Consider the following 17,406-nt stretch of genomic DNA (forward strand, 5'->3'; position numbering starts at 1 on the left):
TCGGTTTTTAACTACTCAGCTGGCCAGTAAATCCTAATTAACGGAATAAGCGCTTTGCCTTCAAGACTGAACTCTTCGTAATAGTCGACTACCAGCTCCGCGAGAATGTCGATATCAACTAGAGTAAGAGGAATATTTGCTCTGTCCGCCTCGTAGCGGGCTTCTCGCGTAAAGCCGCCTGTGCTGACGAAGATGCCTTTGTCGCCGGGACGAAGAGCGCCAATGAAACTACGCAGGATTTGAGCGCCAATTGTGCCGCTGCGATGCTTAACTTCCACCTTTATACGGGGTTCCTGTAAACCCAGTCCATCGGGTGAAGCGAACACATCTATTCCTCTATCCGGCCCTTTCGGCGATACGCGAGCGCGAAAGCCCATTCCACGCAGTACTGTGGCTATAAGCTGCTCCATTTCGTCGGCATCCAGTGCAATAATCTTATCTTTAATAAGTTCCTTGCTTTGGTTAATTGTGTTTTCCCGAGAGGGCGCGCTCTAATCCGGTTTCTTCAGTTGCTCAAGCAGTTTTGCGGGTTGATTCAACAGGGTAGGGTTCTTTTCCAACACCAGGAGTTGTTCTGTTGTCAGTAACTGTGAAATCACCTGTGATTCGCCGTTTATTGTGAGCTTAATAATAACGAGTGAGCCTATCAGAGTCGCTGCTTGCGAGATGTCTTTCAGTGAGTTGATTAAGGCTGCGGCAGCTTCCGAGTTATTTTTATTCACCTCGGATTGCACTTTTTCTATGTTGGCTAGTTCGATAGCCTTTTGCGCTTTCATCAAGGTTTGCTGGGCTTCCTCAGAGTTGTAGGCTCTCTGAATAAGTTTGATGCCTTTGCGTATCCATGAACCTTGATAAAACTCGCCTTCATCAGACAGCGCCATGCCGCAGGACCAAACAAAGGCTTTGTATTTTTCAAAGGCGTTTTGGGCGATATCAAAATCCTCGATATCGAAGAACAGGTGGCCGTTATAGGTATAAGTTTTCAGAGTATTCTTGTGATACTTTCTAAAATTCTCCGCCTGCTCAAAAATTTCCTTATACACCTCATCGTGAGCAATGGGGGGGTAGCCATGCTTGGCGAGCACCAGAATCAACGCCACCTTCAACTCCGCCTTGATATCTTCGCGTTGGTTCCAGTCGGTGTATTGGGTTTTGTCGTCCACCACATCTTTCACCGCGGATGACAGCGTCAGCATCTTGTCTTCCGGGTATGAAAAATCATATCTAACGGCCAGTTTTTTCAGAATGTCATAGAAGGCTTTTTCTTCGAGATCAATGCCCAGGTCGGCGAAGGAGGCTTTCTCTCTTTTGAGCGCTTGAATCAGATCGATGATTTCGTCGGAAAAGTCTTCCAGCACATTGCTTACCAGCACGTCATCCTCTTTGCGCTCGTTGTAATGATCAACGAGTCTCCGGAACTTCTCGGCAAAGTCGACGCCCTTGGTTTTATTGATTTTTTTGAAGTCTTCAATCGCCCGCTCTAATAGCTTTTGCAGGAGTTTGATTTTGGTGTTCGGCAGTTTGATCTTTTCTATTTTGGCCAAATAGTCATCATTAAAAATGTCCATTTCGCCGGCGTTTTCATCACCTAATCTAAAGACCTCCTCCACGCCGTCCGCTTTCAAGGCCTCTGCAATCATCTCGCGTACGCGGGCGTTCATTTGGGTGATGTCCGGCGCGGTTCCGCGGGTCAACTTAAAGACAATAGAGCGCACGGCCAAATAGAAGTGTATCCAGTCCCTTTCCTTCTGATTAATCGCTTCGGAGCCGCTACAGATGTCGTAGGCGGCTTTTAAACGTTTCACCAGGGCCATAAAACGTTTTTCGATTTTGTCTGTAATCTGAACAAACTCAGCCGCCATATTCAAACAGTTGAGCTGCTCAAGCGGGCTTCCCGCAAAATAGGGCTGGGTATCGAATTTGTGGAAGAGTTTGCTTAACAGGTCGAGATGATCTTTCACCACCACCACCGATTGCTGAATCTCCTCAAAATTCTGCTGGTCGGCTTTGTTATAGAGGGCCAGCGCCAGATTCATCTGCTTTTTAATGCCGATGTAATCCACTACCAGGCCTTTTTCTTTGCCCTCATACTTGCGATTAACCCGTGAGATGGTCTGGATCAGGTTATGGCGCTGGATAGGTTTGTCGATGTAGATAGTGTCCAGAAAGGGGACATCAAAACCGGTGAGCCACATATCCACGACAATGGCGATCTTGAAGTTGGACTTTGGGTTTTTAAACTGTCGGTCCAGCTCTTTACGGTAGTCCTGTGAGCCCAGCATTGCATAGAGAGCTTTAACGTCGTCTTTGCTGCGGGTCATGATCATCTTGATCCGCTCGATGGGCTTGATCTCTTTCCGCTCTTGCTCGGAAAGGCTCGCTCCGGCCTCGCAGACTAATTCCTTGTCCCATTCTGGACGTAAGTCGGTGACTTCTTGCCAGAACTGATAAGCGATGTCGCGGCTGCTGCATACAAACAGCGCTTTGCCTTTTACGCTGGCGCCTTCCTCAATACGCTTCTCGTAATGGTGAACAAAGTCTATAGCCAGCGCTTTCAGGCGATCAGGATCGCCTAGAATCAGACGCATATTAGCGCTGGCTTTTTTGCTCTCTTCAATCTGATAGTCGTTGCTACCACTTTCGGCGCACTGAGCGTAATACTCTTCAATCTCTCTCAGTTTATCGTTGTCCAATACAACCTTGGCTGCGCGGCCCTCGTACACAATGCGGACAGTGATCTCATCTTTGACGGATTCGGTCATGGTGTAGCTGTCCACCACCTCGCCGAATACATCCAGGGTCGCGTCGATAGGCGTACCGGTAAAGCCGACGTAGGTGGCGTTGGGGAGAGAGTCATGCAGATACTTGGCGAAGCCGTAGGTGCGTTTGACTCCTTTTTCGGTGACTCTTAATTTTTGATCCAGATTAATCTGGCTTCGATGCGCTTCATCGGAAATGCAGATCACGTTTGTGCGATCCGTAAGCCGTTCTGTATCCTCAGTAAACTTCTGAATCGTGGTCAGGAAAACGCCGCCGCTGTTGCGTCCCTTAAGCAGCTCTCGCAGATGCTCGCGACTTTCCACGCTGATAATAGTGTTATCGCCAATATATTCCTTGGCGTTAGTGAACTGGGCGGAAAGTTGGTCGTCCAGGTCTGTGCGGTCGGTAATCAACACAATGGTGGGGCTTTCAAAGGCCACGCTTTTCATTAACAGCCGGGCCAAAAAAAGCATGGTGAAGCTTTTGCCGCAGCCAGTGGCGCCAAAATAAGTGCCGCCCTTACCATCGCCTTCTGGCTTGCGATGTTTGAGTATGTTGGCGTAGAGCTTTGTCGCCGCGTAATACTGCGGATAGCGGCAAACGATCTTAGTCTCACTTTTGGAGACATCCGGGAAATGGATAAAGTGGCGAATGACCTCGCGCAGGCGGGTTTTATCGAATAGCCCCTGAATCATGGTATGCAGGGCGTTAATACCGTCCTGCTCAATGGGCTCATTACCCGTCACCTTGCGCCAGGTGTAGTAAAAGTCGTAAGGGGCGAACAGCGACCCCATACGAGTGTTGACGCCATCGCTGATAACGCACAAAGCGTTATACTTCATCAGTTCGGGAATATCGCGGGCATAGCGGATAGTGAGCTGCTTGTAAGCGTCGTAGATAGTAGCTTCTTCCCGTATGGCGCTTTTAAATTCAAAGACCACTAATGGCAGGCCGTTGATATAGAGAATGGCGTCGGGAATGCGCTTTTCCTTGCCTTCAATTTCCAGTTGGCTGACGAGCCGGTAAATATTGCTGTCGTAAACAGAGGACTGATTATCAACGCCTAGGGTTTCTACTTCGTCGGAAGAGGGAATTCGTTGTTCAGGTAGACCCGCGTAGTCGATCAGTTGGATATAAAGATCTTTTCTACTGCGGTCTTCCCGCTTCAGGAGAAAGCCATCCGCGATGCGTTTGTGAATAGTTTTATTACTGTCGTAGAGGTCCGCCGCCGGTAATTTTTCAAGCTGCTGAATGATGGACTCCACTTCTCCGGGGGTAATGTCGTCGCCTTCGTACCGGATCGTCAGGAAATTCCGCAGGTCCTCTTTCAACAGAACTTCAGTGGCGGGTCTGGCCAGGCTACGGCCTGAATAATGCCGATAGCCTTGTTCTTTCAGTAATTGAATGATGGCCTGTTCCAGCTTGGCTTCATTAAAACTCATTGATGTCCTACCCACCAGACCCATTCCAGGTCGGGATTTCCTATTGGTTTTAAGCGCCTGCGTATGAATTTTTAACGTGGCGCCCACATGTCATTTGACCCCAATGGATTGAGCGTTGTGACAACCAAACTAATGGGGCTTGAGGAAATTTTTCTTAAACAGCTTATAGTTGTTACTGTCGCATAAATAAAAAAAATTTCCAGCAAATCCAAACACTTCCTTGTCGCCTGGCGGCTATTGGCTGCGTAGGGTGAAGTTGTGATTTATAGGCGTGGAATCAGTTGAGGAGGCCTTAAAACGAATAGAAACGGTTTGGGCGCTTATGCGTGTCAAAAAGCGCAACCATGCTGAAAACAGATGTCCGCAAGGGACGAGGCATGTTCAATGAGCTTTCGTAACATAAGGTTCGGGGCAGGCCCAGGCTGTTCTATATCGCCTTTTCCAACAAAGACAACATCGCCTTAGTAGGCCAGATGCAATCCTTCACTCCCTTGACGTTACAGGGGCGCTCAGTCAGCCAGGCGCTGGTGCTGTAAGGCAACAGATCTTTCACAGAACTTCTGTCAAACCAAAGCCGGTTTTCCAGATCCTGCGTCATCTGATTCATCGTGCCTTGCACGGAGCGGTTACAAACGCTGTCGCACACTAACGGCGCCAGAAAGCGTTGCGCGTTCTCTAAAGCCTGCTCGCTGGCGCCCACCTTGAGCAGGGTATTCATGAACACATCGGTAAAGTGCCAATCCAGTCTGGCAAAATCCGCTTTCTTCAAGCTTGGCGCAAACAGCGGAAAGCGGGTGGCGTCATGCACGAACAACACGCACTGACGACGTTGCAGAATAATCAGGTTGGCGTGCCAACCGCTTAATGGGCTTTCCGTGGAGTTACTTTCCTGATTGGGAAGTGTGCCGCTTTCATTTACCGGTAGCTTGGCGAGCAGTTTTTTTGTGCAGTGAAGGTGGATCATGACGTCTCCAATGCGTTCTCGACAGCGGCTTCCGCGTCGGGGATTTGGAGTTGGCCGGAGAGGAGTTTTGGGAGGAGAGAGTCCCTGAGTAAGCTCAAAGTAGCGTTTTCACTCTCATTGATCTCTCTGCGTTTATACAACAGAGAAATCAGTTGATCGAATTCTTTGTGAATTGTCTCTGACGGCACCACACTCCATAAATTATAGAAATCATCACGGCTAGTTGATGGGATTGCTGAACCAGAATCCATTGAGTTGATATCAAATCTACTTATCTCGTAATAAGCCCATTTCATACTTATGGGCAAAATCGGCTCTATATAAAATGCTGTATCAATCACAAAAAAAGGTGTTGCTGAATATTTCACACCTCTATAAGCCCCTTTGCGACCTATGATAATCCCCTCATGATTACATAGCGCATGATCCGTATAACCGACAGGACCATTTGTACCAAATACAGGTACTGAACCATTTCCGTCGCGGTACCCCTTCAAACTTTTGCCATATTTTAGTTCCGCAATGTCTCTCCATTGAGCCTGTGCCCACCCCTCCGGCACCCACCCCATTTCTTCATTAAACACAAAACTGCTGGGAAATAGTTTCTGAATCTCCGCCGGCAGCGGCTGACGCTGGTCGCCAAGGGCGGCGCGGCGTTGGGCTTTGGCTTGCAGTTCCTCGGGGATGGGATGGCCGGCGGCGAGGGCGTTATCGATGACCGGATCAAAATCCACAAACCAGCTTTTAAACAACGCCTGGGCCATGGATTCCAGAGTGGTGTTGATTTGGCGGTTTAGTTCGATTTTGTCGTCTAGGGTGCCTAATATCGCCGCTATTCTATCTTGCAGTTTTATGTTCGGAATACGTAAAGGTATTTTTGACAAGATGCTTGTATTCAAGTTTGGCATTGTCGCGCCAATCGCATGGCGAATAATCCACTCTTGATTCTCTGGGGTGCTAAGGTGGTATTTTAGAAACTGCGAATTGACATGGTTTCCTGGGCGCACCAAGAGGCAGCCCGTGCCGCAAAACATTCCGGCCTCAGCTTCTCTTATCAAAGCTTTCCTAGTCACATCCCCCCTACGACTGTAAACAATATCGCCACTCTGAACTAAATGTTTGGATAGACGCTCAGCATCATGTTTTGAAATTTTAGCTATATCAGAAATATTCACTCGGTCGTCTATCAAGTTTACCGGCATAATCACGGGGATGCCTTGATCAACATAATCCGAAGCATGTAGTTGGCTGCCAAAAGGTCCTGTTTGGATAATCCCTCCACCAGCCTTGACTAACTGGCCGAGGGTTATTTCTTCCCACTCATTTTCCATAACCCAATCCCTCCAAATTCCGCTTAATCACAGAATCCAACTCTTTCGATTCCGCCATTTGCCGATAAAGGGTTTGGCTCAGTTCACGCATTTTTACTTCAAACACTTCGCCATCGTCTCCCACTTCGGCAGCGCCCACATAGCGACCCGGCGTCAATACATAGTCGTTGGCTTTGATCTCTTCTAACCTGGTGGCTTTGCAGAAGCCGGGGACATCTTCATAAACGCCATCTTTGGCCTCGCCACGCCAGGCGTGGTAAGTGCGGGCGATTTCGGCGATATCTTCTTCAGTGAGGTCTTTATGGACCCGGCTGATCATGGAGCCCATATTGCGGGCGTCGATAAACAGGGTTTCGCCCTGGCGATTGCGAAAAGATTTCCGGTCATCATGGAAGTGCTGTTCTTTTTTGTTTTTGGTCAGGAACCAGAGGCACACCGGAATCTGTGTGGTGTAGAACAGTTGGCCGGGCAGGGCGATCATACAATCCACCAGGTCGTTTTCGATCATCTTTTTGCGGATTTCCCCTTCACCCTTGGTGTTGGTGCTCATGGAACCGTTTGCCAGCACAAACCCGGCGACGCCGTTTTCGGACAGTTTGCTGACCATGTGCAGAATCCAGCCAAAGTTGGCGTTACCGGTGGGCGGCGCATCATAGCCGGACCAGCGCGGGTCGTTGGTCAGCTCATCGGGGCCGCGCCACTCTTTCAAGTTGAACGGGGGATTGGCCATGATAAAGTCGGCTTTCAGATCCGGGTGCTGATCTTTAAAGAACGTATCGGCGGGGACTTCCCCCAGGTTGGCGGAGATGCCGCGAATCGCCAGGTTCATTTTGGCCAGTTTGTAGGTGGTGCCGGTCTGCTCCTGGCCGTAGATGGAAATGTCCTTTTTATTGCCCCGGTGGTTTTCCACAAACTTCACCGACTGCACAAACATGCCGCCGGAACCGCAGCAAGGATCGTAGATTTTGCCATAGTAGGGTTCGATCATTTCGGCGATCAGCTTGACCACGCATTTGGGAGTATAAAATTCGCCTCCGCCTTTGCCTTCGGTCGCCGCGAATTTGCCCAGGAAGTATTCGTAAACGCGCCCGACCACGTCTGTTTCATTGTCTTCCACCGTGTCGATGTTATTGATGGAATCGATCAGAGCGGCCAGCTTGCTGACATCCAGTCCCAGACGGGAGAAATAGTTATCCGGCAGCGCACCGCGCAGGGATTTGTTGTTCTTTTCCACGGTATGCAGGGCTGTGTCGATCTTGACGGCAATGTCATCCTGCTTGGCGTTCTTGCTGATAAACTCCCAGCGGGACTCCTCCGGCAGATAGAACACATTCTTCATGGTGTAAAAATCAACCATATCCACGTAGTTGCCGTGGCCTTCCGCGATCAACTCCTGCCGACGTTCTTCAAACTTGTCGCTGATGAATTTCAGAAAGATCAGAGACAGAACCACATGCTTATATTCAGACGATTCCACGCTGCCGCGGAGCTTGTCGGCGGTGTCCCATAGAGTTTGCTCGAAACTTCTTTGCTTCTTGTTCGCTGTGCTTTTTTCGGTTCTTTTTGCCATGAAAGTAACTTTAGTTGCGCTAAGCCTTTATTCGGGACTGCATATTACATGCAAACCCCCGGTTATGGACATGCCAAGCTGAGGTGAGAAGCCTGTCCATAGGTCGCCCGGCATAATGATCCTGGGAGACGCAGGCTAATGCTTTAACCCTTATTTCGTTGTTTTACGAGCCATCGAGTAGGGGCCGTGGCGACCTCCAGATGTAGGGCGCCTTGCCAATAACGAGCGCCCGTTGCCTGCAGACCCTCTAAAACCTAAAGGGTCTGCTCTTTCTTTGGGGCTTGGGTCTCGTAGAGAGCGAAAATCAACTATGCCATCAACAAGCGTTGGAGATGCTTTATTTACCAAAGCGCAGCAAAAACTGTTAGCGTTTTTTTTGGTCAGCCCGAAAGAAGCGCAACACCATAAGCTGGATTGTGATGCCAGCCGTTCGATTGGCGGGGGCGAAGTACAGGAGCACGATTCACACTTACAAACACAATCCCTGTGTTTCCGCATAAGCATTTTACGTTTTAATTACTTCCATTTCGCAAATCCGTAACCTGATCGTACCCAATTCCCCAGTTATCCGTATTGATCTCATCAATAACTACAAATGTGGTTTCTGGATTTTTGTTAAGTACATCCACCATTAGCTGAGTAGCGCCTTTAATAAGCGCTTTCTTCTGCTCGCGGGTGACGTTTTCATCTGTCACTTTAATATTTATGTAAGGCATATTTTTACCGGTTTTAGATGAGTTAGTTGCTGGAAAGATCTGCGTACATCTTATTGACGATTAGCCATTGGCCGTTTTCTTTTAACAAACCCAGATAATCCAGGTAGTTGTATTCGAACAAGGGGCAAGCCACTTTTACCATGGCTTGCTCACCGGTTATCTCCACCGAAAGTAATCGAAATTCATAGGGTAAGCCCTGTTCAGAAGGGACTGGGCGGTTTTTCACTGCGTCGAGCCAGTCTTTAAGAGAGCGTCTTAACCCCGGCGCTTTTAGTATCGCGTCAGTGTGAAAGATGCGTTCTAGCAATGTAGTATCCGCATAATAAAGTCCTTCAAAATAGGCTCCAATGATGTTGATGATGGTTGTGAAATCTGTCTGACCAAAATCAAGCTCGCCCGATCTATGACTTAACCCATTGTCCATGCTCTTTCCCTTCGATTGCTGTCGGTGATGATGATTAAACAGACGTTATGCCGCAGCTTGGCGTTGCTCGTTGTTCAAAGCAGTCTGAAAACTCGGCATTGCCAAGACATGGTCAATCATCTTTTGTGCGTTGGGTCCAATATGAATATCTACAGGGAAACTGGCGCCCCAACGTGAATACACCGTCAACATGATGTCAGCTGCAGACACGGTTTCGCCCCCAAGGAAATTCTGGTTAGCCAATCGGTCTTCAACCACATTCCATAGTTGGTTTATGTTACTTGCTGCTGAGGCATAAGCGGATTGTTTAGCTGGCTCACTGAGATCTGTATGGGCCACAAAAAATAACTTGCTATAGGCGGGGTGCATAGTGGCGTTGGCGAACATGATATTTTGAATGGCCTGCGCCCGTGCTGCTTTCTCAGTCGGGAACAAAGCATTTGGGTGAGTTTCCAGTAAATGCAGCATGACCGCGGCTCCTTCTGTATAGGTCTCACCGTCCTTTTGCAAAACCGGCACTGTGCCAACGGGATTAATGGCGTGAAAGTCCCCCACAGCCTGCTTGCTAATGATCTGAACGGGCTGGTTGAGTTCGTGAAGTACAACCTGAGTCGCTAAGGAGCAGGCGCCTGGAACGTAATAGAGTGTGTACATGATGTATTCCTTCTTCTGAAGCTGTTTGGTTTGATAGATAGTCCGTCGTCCTACGTGTAGCCGGCAGCTTCATCGTTGCTGCTGATGGGCCAGTCTGTAGATCAACAGCTGCAAGTCTAGGGTTTCTAATTGGCTGGATATATGACTACAATGCAAACCTATAGTTTCCATTTTGGAAACTTTCAACTTGATAATAACCACCCACTTAAAGCCCATGGATAAACTCAGAGCGCTTCAATTCTTTGTTCGACTGGCTGATCTCGGCAGCTTTACGCGAGTGGCCGAGCAAACCAATGTCACCAAATCCATGATCAGCAAGGAAATCTCCAAGCTAGAAGAAAGCCTGGGAGCACGATTGCTTCACAGGTCTACCCGTAACATAGAGCTGACTCATGTAGGCCAAGGCTATTTACAAAGGGCCAGAGCCATATTGGCGCAACTGGATGACGCAGATTCATTCGTGCAAGACTTGCAACAGCACGCTAAAGGTAAGTTGAAAATCAATGCGCCAATGGCATTGGGCCTGACAGATTTATCTGTGGTATTTGCCGATTTTATGGAAGCTTATCCAGATATTCATCTGGACATACATCTGGGAGATGAAAACACTGACCTAGTGGAACAAGGATTTGATTTGGGCTTTCGCGCCTCCAGCCGCCCCTTCGATTCGCAATACGTGGGCCGACCACTTACTCGCTTCGAATACCGTATATGCGCCGCCCCCAGCTATATAGAACGCCACACGGCAATCACCAAAGCTGCAGATTTGAGCCAGCATAACTGTTTCGTGTACAGCTACTTTCAAGGTAAAAATCTGTGGCCTATCGGCGAAGGCGTCACGATAGAGGGTAAACTTAGAGCAAACAGCACCATCTTCATGATGGAGGCCATTAAACGCGGACAGGGCATAGGTTTTATTCCCGAATTTGTCTGCCGCGAGGCGATAGACAAAGGCGAAGTGGTGGAAATTCTCGCAGGTGAAACCAAACCCAATCTCACCTTGTATGCGTTATACCCAGCGCGACGCTACGTACCGCCAGCGTTAACCCATTGCATTCAGTTTCTTGAAAAGTGGTTTGAGAGATAGCGTTTATTCATGAATTGGAGGCTGGGTATATTTGGGGTGGTTGGAATAGTGGATATTCTATTGACGATAGATTCATTGCTCGAGGGTCTTCCTTTAAGCTCAATCCATAATATGTCTAAACTTTTGTGTGAGAGGCTTTGCCACTTAGGAGGGGCGTTTAAAGGAGGCCGCAACGTGCTACCTCAGGCACATATTCCGGGGCGGATTGTAGAATCGTTTCTTCCGCAATTTGTAGGGGAGACTCTTGACTGTGCGAGTCTATATGCAGCGCCGCCCCTTAACCCAAGGTAAAACAATTTTGTAGCGTGTGTTTTACAATCATCCCGTCAAGCTATTATTGTAAGCCGGCTCCTACCTCCTATGCCGATAGGGTTATACATCCAGACGTCTCCGAATTGTAAAATGTTCTTGCATTGCACTAATACGTAACACTTTTTTAGCTCTGCGTCATCTCCGCCTCAAGGGTCAGGAAAGGCGTAATACAAGGGATGTTTCCTGCATGTATTCCACCCGCTCTTACGCGTTTAAGCACTGGTCTGATATCACTGTCGCCGACCTTCCATTTATCGAGTCTCCCTTTTTTGCAGCGAGCTTTGCCGACCGTTGCTTGAGCAACGACTTCAAGGTCAGTGACGTCGCCAGCAATTTATGCGGCTATCACTTCCGCTCGGGGTTTGGGGCTTTTCCTGGGCGTGGTTCACCCCACTTTCGCAAGTGGAAGGATGACTTCGTCAGAGGCGTTGAGCGTGGTGAGGTGTTGTTGATATTTACTGACAAGAAGAAGCCTTTCTGTCCAGTTATCAACGAGAGCGAAGATGGACCAGTACCTACCAGTTCGGAGGTAAGACTTGCCGAGCGTTTGATTGCTCGCGCTAATCCGGCACCACCTCCGCCTCCAGCGGTGACTGGAGAAGTTATGGAGGTCACGCAATTAGCTGGCAATCCCGGTTGGTCTAGTGAGAAAAGAGCGTCCAGTAGCCATCAAGCTTCCGCTGCTGCAGCGCCCGCCGCCGCACCAAGCTCTGCCCCAGCGCAGGCGAAAGGGCCCGATGAGGAAGCGCAAGCGCAGACCTTAAAGAATACCGCTCAGGAAGGGCTGCCGTTTTGTGAGGAATGCGAAAAGGCCGCCGCGCCAGCGAGCGCACCCAAGTCTGAGGATTCCCCCGCGACCAGTAATAAGACGGGCGTAAACGACAATGGCGAAACCTCGCAGGATAACGTCAATTCCTGCAAAAACGGCCACCCCATCAGTATGGTCACTGGCGAAGAGTTATTAGACCAACTGGATTTTAAACTCTCAGGCCCCCTCCCTCTGATTTGGAAAAGAACGTACAAATCCTCCAACCATAATCAGCGCGGATTAGGTCATGGCTGGACACACTTTCTTAGCCAGCAGTTAGAAGAAGTTGATGGCCGTATCGTCTTTACAACGGATGAAGGACGTTACATTGACTTCCCTTTGCCTTCAGAAGGCGAGATGGTCCGAAACAGTGCAGAGCACTTTGAGCTGCATCGCTTGGGCGAGCGCCACTTCGTACTGAAACAACTGGGCAAACCCAATCTGGCTTTCTCAGGCAATAACGGCGTCTATCGACTTGAGTCTGTGCTGGACTCATTGGGTAACCGTATTGATGTCAGCTATTGGGTGGAGTTAGAAGAGCATGAGCGTCCGGTAACGATTGTAACCACCTCCGGCGGCAAACGGTTGCATCTACTGCATAACGCATACGGTCTGATCTGTGAAGTCCAGAATGTCCATGACGATGGTTGCGTAGATAGCCTCATTAAATATCAATATGACGAAGCCCAAGACCTGGTTGCAGTAACCGATCCCGCTGGCAATAGCGAAACCTTTGGTTATCGTAATCACGTGATTACCCGTCACACCCTCAAGACTGGCTTCAGCGTCTATTTTGAGTGGAATCGCTATGACAAATCCGCTCGCTGCTTACGTCAATGGTGTGACAACGGCATTTATGACTATCGCTTTGAATGGGACCTAAAGAACCGTATTTCTCAAGCCACCGACAGTAATGGCGGGGTCACCACCTACCATTACAACGAGCGAGGGCAAGTAGTAAAAGAGATTGATCCAGAGGGCGGCGTCACCCGCAGAGCATACGATGCAGCGGGCAATCTCATCGAGGAAACCAACCCCAATGGACACAGCACTCATTACGCCTATAACGACCAAGGAAAGTTGACGACCCTGGTTGATGCGAATGGCGGTATTTACAAGATCGATTACAACGCAAACGCCCAACCTATCAGCATCACTAATGCGCTCGGGCATAAGTGGACGCGAGAGTATGACCCACGTGGACTAATGACGGCGCTTATCGATCCTGCCGGCCACAAAACGCAGTATAAATATAACGACCAAGGGAATCTCGAAACGGTCATAGACGCCCTCGGCAACGAGAAAGGCTATCGCTGGGACCAAAAAGGACAGCTGATTAGCGAAACTAATAACAATAAATCCACGAAGTTCACCTACAACGACAACGGCGATATCAGCGTCGCCTCGACGTCAGAGGGTGAGGTTACCGCCTACAAATATGACCTGAACGGAAATATCACAGAGGTCAAACAACCAGACGGCTCTCTAGTTCGACTGCGGTATAACGCCAATGATCAGTTGACGCATTTTATTGATGGCGCCGGACGCACTACGGAATATGTCTACGATGGTTTATCGCAGGTACGGAAAAAAATTGATCCGGCCGGAAACGTATTCGAGTACCTGTACGATAATGAACGCAATCTGGTTGGCCTGATAAACGAAAAAGGCGAGCGCTACGAGCTTGCTTATGACCGTAATGAGCGCCTGATCCGCGAAGTTGGGTTCGATGGGCGTGTGCAGCAATATCAGTATGACCCTGCCGGATATTTGAAGGCTCATATCGAGGGCTTGCACTCTAACGAACAGGCGCAGATCACCCTCTTTAAACGCGACCGCATGGGGCGTCTGCTGGAAAAACACAGCCCTGATGGTGAGGTCACCCGCTTTGGCTATGACGCCAACGGTCAGCTAACCAAAGCTGCAAACTCCAATCGCAGCGTTCAATTTGGCTACAACACGCTAGGACAGCTAGTAGAAGAACGGCAGGACTATGCTGTCCTTCGTCATCAGTATGATGCGCTTGGCCACCGCACCCAAACAACTTTGCCTGATGGGCGTCGACTGGAATTTGGATACGAATCCAATGGCTTGTTTAATCGCGCAAGCTTCAATGGCGAGTTGCTCGCCAAGGTTCAGCGCGACCAGGAAGGCCGTGAGATGCGAAGACAACAGGGCGCTGTCGAGTCTCGCTATGAATATGACGTCATGGGTCGCCTGGTCCGTCATCAAGTAAGTAGTCGCCAGACCAAAGAACGCATCATTGAGCGTCGCTACAGTTACGACGTTGGCGGTAACCTGGCTCTGATTGACGATTTCAAAAAAGGGTCGACGCACTACCATTACGACGCTCTGGATCGTTTGAAAGCCGTCGAGAGTTATTGTAACGAGGAGTTTGTATTCGACCCGGCAGGCAACATCCTGGAGGGAGCTAATCAAGCCAAAGGCAACCGTCTTAACTTCCATGGCGATCGCCACTTTGAGTATGACGAAGCTGGAAACCTCATCAGGGAGAAGCGTGGAAAAGGCGGAAAACTTGAGACTCGCTACTTCTACAACAAACAAAATCAACTGGTTGCTGTAGAGAAAGATGGGCAAAGAACTGAGTACAAGTATGACGCTCTCGGTCGTCGCGTCAGTAAGCAGGATGCTTTTGGGAAAACAGTGTTCCTATGGAATGGCGACGTTCTCCTATCAGAGCAACGTAAGCATCTGAGTAAAATCTACGTTTACGAGCCGAACTCGTTTAGACCGCTGGCCTTTATTCAAGATCAAAAAGTCTACCACTATCACCTCGATCACCTCGGTACGCCGCAGGAAATGACGGACGCCAAAGGCAAAGTCGTTTGGTCTGTGCGTTACAAGGCGTATGGCAACCTGGCGTTAAAAGAAACCGAAGAGGTTGAAAACTCGCTGCGCTTCCAAGGCCAGTATTTCGATGACGAGACGGGACTGCACTATAACCGCCACCGATATTACGACCCTGGCAGCGCAAGGTTCATCAACCAAGACCCGGTTGGACTGGTTGGAGGAACCAACAATTATCTATATGCACCCAATCCGACAAGCTGGATTGACCCATTTGGCTTGACGGCTAAGCCCGGAGATTGTCCAGATGCCATTCCTGATAACTATGACATTATGGAGGATCGCTACAAAAATGCAGTATTGCCGCTTCAACAAGATCCAGCAGTTTTATCCAGCGTGGAGAGACTGATCGCCGCCCGTAATATCCCTGTCATTAATAAAGATAACTTCCACGACTATAAGAACGTTAAGAAACTTACACTAATAGCCCACGGCAACGGTGATCATATTGCTGGAAAAAGCGGAGCTGAGTTAGGTAACAGGCTAAAAGAGTTAGGCTTTACCCCTGATAAGATTGAGGTTGTTGCGTGTAGATTTGAACCAGGTCCCGCTCGGCAAGACTTGGCGAATAGCATGGGAGTTCCTGTTACAGGGGGTACAGGGCGTATGATTGTTGATAAAGAGGGTCAAGTTAGAGTTTATGATGAGGCTTTCTGTGAAGAGTTCATTGCCCAAACAGGCAGTAAGCTAGACAAATATGAGGATCAACAGAAAATTCTATACCCTACTGGAGAGGGTCATGAAACCTTTTACCCTGAGGATATATCGTGAGAAGAATACACTTAAACCACGTGGGTTATTGGTCGAAGAATTATGATAATTGCGTATCTCCAGAGTATCTTCGTGGAGATATTGGAAACGACAAAGAAAAGATTGTTCATTATTTAAAGAGTGGCATTCGAGGAATAGAGTTTTTGGGATACGCAAGGTGCAGGTTCGAGTGCCTTAAGTCTGAAACTCCAGAGCTAGGTAATACTGACTTTACCGACGGTGTATGGGTGTGGCCTGAAGGGCTGGCTCATTATGTTGACGCACATAACCTATTGTTGCCGCCAGAATTTTTGGATCACATTAGGCAGCTTGACTTTAACTTTCCTCATGTGGACGAGTCATTGATAAAAGCCAGACTGGGCCTTGAAACGGAAGCTATCGAAGTCGAGGGGGATGACTCCATTTGGAAAGACTGGTTAAAAGCAATGGGAGAAGACGACTATCTCCGTAGCCCTGTTGTCGTTCCCAAAGCCTCACTGGATCGGTTTGGTAATGACACTCTTCTATCTGACTGGGACTAAGGTTGATATTCAGATGGCTAGTCACATAGGACGAAACATAAAGGCTATCAACTTGAAAGTGCTTGGCTTCTGGTCGAATAGCTACGAAAACGGCGTAACTCCGAGCTTTCTATGTGGAGATATAGGCTCAGATAAGGAAAAAATCGTTAGTTACTTGAAGAGTGGCGCACGCTGCAATGCTTGGCTTGGATACGCACGTTGTCGCTTTGAATGCGAAGACTCAGAAACGAGCGTACTTGGCTGCTCAGAGATGACGGATGGTAAATGGATCTGGCCCGAGGGCCTTTATCACTATGTCGAGAAGCACGATCTATTGCTACCCAGTATATTTATTGATTATCTGGTGTCGTTAGACTTCAACTTTCCAAGTATTGATGAAGACTTGGCTCGATTAGATCTCTTTGACGCCAACGATGTCGACCTTAAGATTAGCTCGCACGAATGGAATGCATGGCTAAAAGAAATGGGAGAAGACGACTATTTAAAATCGCCTGTCATCGTGCCTAAGAAGGTGCATAAATTCGATCCTGATTATGACCCCATAGCAATGGCTCACTTGATGTTTGGGGACGACGACGATAATCAAAAATTCTGATTTCTGTTTACTTAAGAGATTTGCCGTGGTCACTCACTTATCGTGTGAGGGGCGAGGGATAGGATAGTTTTATGTTGGACACCTCTAGTTTGCAATGCTTCAAAGAACATTGCCCCGGCTTTCGTCATTACTACGCGTTAGTCGACTGCGCCATTGACGAGCGCATTTATCCGCAAATAACCAAAAGCTCCTGTGACAGCTCGACGCTCTTTTGGCACGGGATTGGAGAAACGTTAAAAGCTGCGTCTCCCCACATCGTCGAGTTAGGCAGTGATCCGTTCACCCAATGGTTATTTCAGGAAGGCTGGGGCAACAGCTGGTGTATTTTTTTAGCCAGCAATAAACCCATGACGGAACTTGTTCAGCACTTCCGACGTCTTGCAAAAGTCCGTGGCCCCAATAACGAGAACTGGTACTTTCGCTACTGCGATCCGCGCTATATGAGAGTGCTGCTGCCACTCAGCGATTCGGCGCAACTCAATCGCATTATGGGCGACACCGGCGTTTTCTAGATGGAGGGCGACACGCCAGAAAAGGTCAGCATATTTCAGCGTAAACAGGGAAAGCTGCAGTTTATTTCGAG

Annotated in this window: 13 protein-coding genes; 5 read left to right on the top strand and 8 right to left on the bottom strand. The window is 48.7% G+C overall.

The window, feature by feature from the left end; translation table 11 throughout:
- Positions 1-11: 11 nt before the first annotated feature.
- From EUZ85_RS07870 to EUZ85_RS07910, 8 genes are all read right to left on the bottom strand, one after another.
- A complete protein-coding gene (locus EUZ85_RS07870) occupies positions 12-467 on the bottom strand; it encodes a restriction endonuclease (RefSeq protein ID WP_371683247.1) in 456 nt (151 codons plus the stop codon).
- 24 nt (positions 468-491) lie between these two features.
- Positions 492-4,202 (bottom strand): type I restriction endonuclease subunit R, encoded by a 3,711-nt coding sequence (locus EUZ85_RS07875; RefSeq protein WP_206618024.1) that lies wholly within the window; start codon positions 4,200-4,202, stop codon positions 492-494.
- 427 nt (positions 4,203-4,629) lie between these two features.
- Positions 4,630-5,166 carry a hypothetical protein gene (locus EUZ85_RS07880; protein ID WP_206618025.1) on the bottom strand — a complete coding sequence of 179 codons (537 nt, stop codon included), beginning with the start codon at positions 5,164-5,166 and terminating at the stop codon, positions 4,630-4,632.
- Complete coding sequence (locus EUZ85_RS07885; RefSeq protein WP_127968778.1) at positions 5,163-6,497, bottom strand: restriction endonuclease subunit S; 1,335 nt, start codon at positions 6,495-6,497, stop codon at positions 5,163-5,165. The genes EUZ85_RS07880 and EUZ85_RS07885 overlap by 4 nt, the downstream gene beginning before the upstream one ends.
- Positions 6,487-8,067, bottom strand: coding sequence for a class I SAM-dependent DNA methyltransferase (locus EUZ85_RS07890; protein WP_127968779.1), 1,581 nt, complete (start codon positions 8,065-8,067; stop codon positions 6,487-6,489). The genes EUZ85_RS07885 and EUZ85_RS07890 overlap by 11 nt, the downstream gene beginning before the upstream one ends.
- A gap of 512 nt (positions 8,068-8,579) precedes the next feature.
- Complete coding sequence (locus EUZ85_RS07900; protein WP_127968780.1) at positions 8,580-8,783, bottom strand: 4-oxalocrotonate tautomerase family protein; 204 nt, start codon at positions 8,781-8,783, stop codon at positions 8,580-8,582.
- A 22-nt stretch (positions 8,784-8,805) separates the two neighbouring features.
- Positions 8,806-9,207, bottom strand: a complete 402-nt coding sequence (locus EUZ85_RS07905; RefSeq protein WP_127968781.1) for a nuclear transport factor 2 family protein — start codon at positions 9,205-9,207, stop codon at positions 8,806-8,808.
- Positions 9,208-9,252: 45 nt separating this feature from the next.
- Positions 9,253-9,861, bottom strand: coding sequence for a glutathione S-transferase family protein (locus EUZ85_RS07910; protein WP_127968782.1), 609 nt, complete (start codon positions 9,859-9,861; stop codon positions 9,253-9,255).
- Between the two features lie 214 nt (positions 9,862-10,075).
- Here EUZ85_RS07910 and EUZ85_RS07915 point away from each other — a divergent pair, with 214 nt between their 5' ends.
- The 5 genes from EUZ85_RS07915 to EUZ85_RS07935 all read left to right on the top strand — a co-directional run bounded on the left by EUZ85_RS07915 (position 10,076) and on the right by EUZ85_RS07935 (position 17,335).
- Positions 10,076-10,948, top strand: a complete 873-nt coding sequence (locus tag EUZ85_RS07915; protein WP_127968783.1) for a LysR family transcriptional regulator — start codon at positions 10,076-10,078, stop codon at positions 10,946-10,948.
- A gap of 499 nt (positions 10,949-11,447) precedes the next feature.
- Entirely contained in the window at positions 11,448-15,707 is a 4,260-nt protein-coding gene (locus EUZ85_RS07920) for an RHS repeat-associated core domain-containing protein (protein ID WP_127968784.1), read from the top strand.
- A complete protein-coding gene (locus EUZ85_RS07925) occupies positions 15,704-16,228 on the top strand; it encodes a hypothetical protein (protein WP_127968785.1) in 525 nt (174 codons plus the stop codon). Before EUZ85_RS07920 ends, EUZ85_RS07925 begins: the two co-directional genes overlap by 4 nt.
- Positions 16,229-16,280: 52 nt before the next feature.
- Positions 16,281-16,823 (top strand): hypothetical protein, encoded by a 543-nt coding sequence (locus EUZ85_RS07930; protein WP_127968786.1) that lies wholly within the window; start codon positions 16,281-16,283, stop codon positions 16,821-16,823.
- Positions 16,824-16,894: 71 nt separating this feature from the next.
- Complete coding sequence (locus EUZ85_RS07935; protein ID WP_127968787.1) at positions 16,895-17,335, top strand: DUF4123 domain-containing protein; 441 nt, start codon at positions 16,895-16,897, stop codon at positions 17,333-17,335.
- Positions 17,336-17,406: the final 71 nt, after the last annotated feature.

This window comes from Hahella sp. KA22 (assembly GCF_004135205.1).
Lineage (GTDB): Bacteria > Pseudomonadota > Gammaproteobacteria > Pseudomonadales > Oleiphilaceae > Hahella.

Bases quoted from the DNA above. Each gene is read 5' to 3' on its own strand.
- EUZ85_RS07875 (WP_206618024.1), bottom strand. From the start codon at position 4,202: ATGAGTTTTAATGAAGCCAAGCTGGAACAGGCCATCATTCAATTACTG.
- EUZ85_RS07880 (WP_206618025.1), bottom strand. From the start codon at position 5,166: ATGATCCACCTTCACTGCACAAAAAAACTGCTCGCCAAGCTACCGGTA.
- EUZ85_RS07885 (WP_127968778.1), bottom strand. From the start codon at position 6,497: ATGGAAAATGAGTGGGAAGAAATAACCCTCGGCCAGTTAGTCAAGGCT.
- EUZ85_RS07890 (WP_127968779.1), bottom strand. From the start codon at position 8,067: ATGGCAAAAAGAACCGAAAAAAGCACAGCGAACAAGAAGCAAAGAAGT.
- EUZ85_RS07900 (WP_127968780.1), bottom strand. From the start codon at position 8,783: ATGCCTTACATAAATATTAAAGTGACAGATGAAAACGTCACCCGCGAG.
- EUZ85_RS07905 (WP_127968781.1), bottom strand. From the start codon at position 9,207: ATGGACAATGGGTTAAGTCATAGATCGGGCGAGCTTGATTTTGGTCAG.
- EUZ85_RS07910 (WP_127968782.1), bottom strand. From the start codon at position 9,861: ATGTACACACTCTATTACGTTCCAGGCGCCTGCTCCTTAGCGACTCAG.
- EUZ85_RS07915 (WP_127968783.1), top strand. From the start codon at position 10,076: ATGGATAAACTCAGAGCGCTTCAATTCTTTGTTCGACTGGCTGATCTC.
- EUZ85_RS07920 (WP_127968784.1), top strand. From the start codon at position 11,448: ATGTATTCCACCCGCTCTTACGCGTTTAAGCACTGGTCTGATATCACT.
- EUZ85_RS07935 (WP_127968787.1), top strand. From the start codon at position 16,895: ATGTTGGACACCTCTAGTTTGCAATGCTTCAAAGAACATTGCCCCGGC.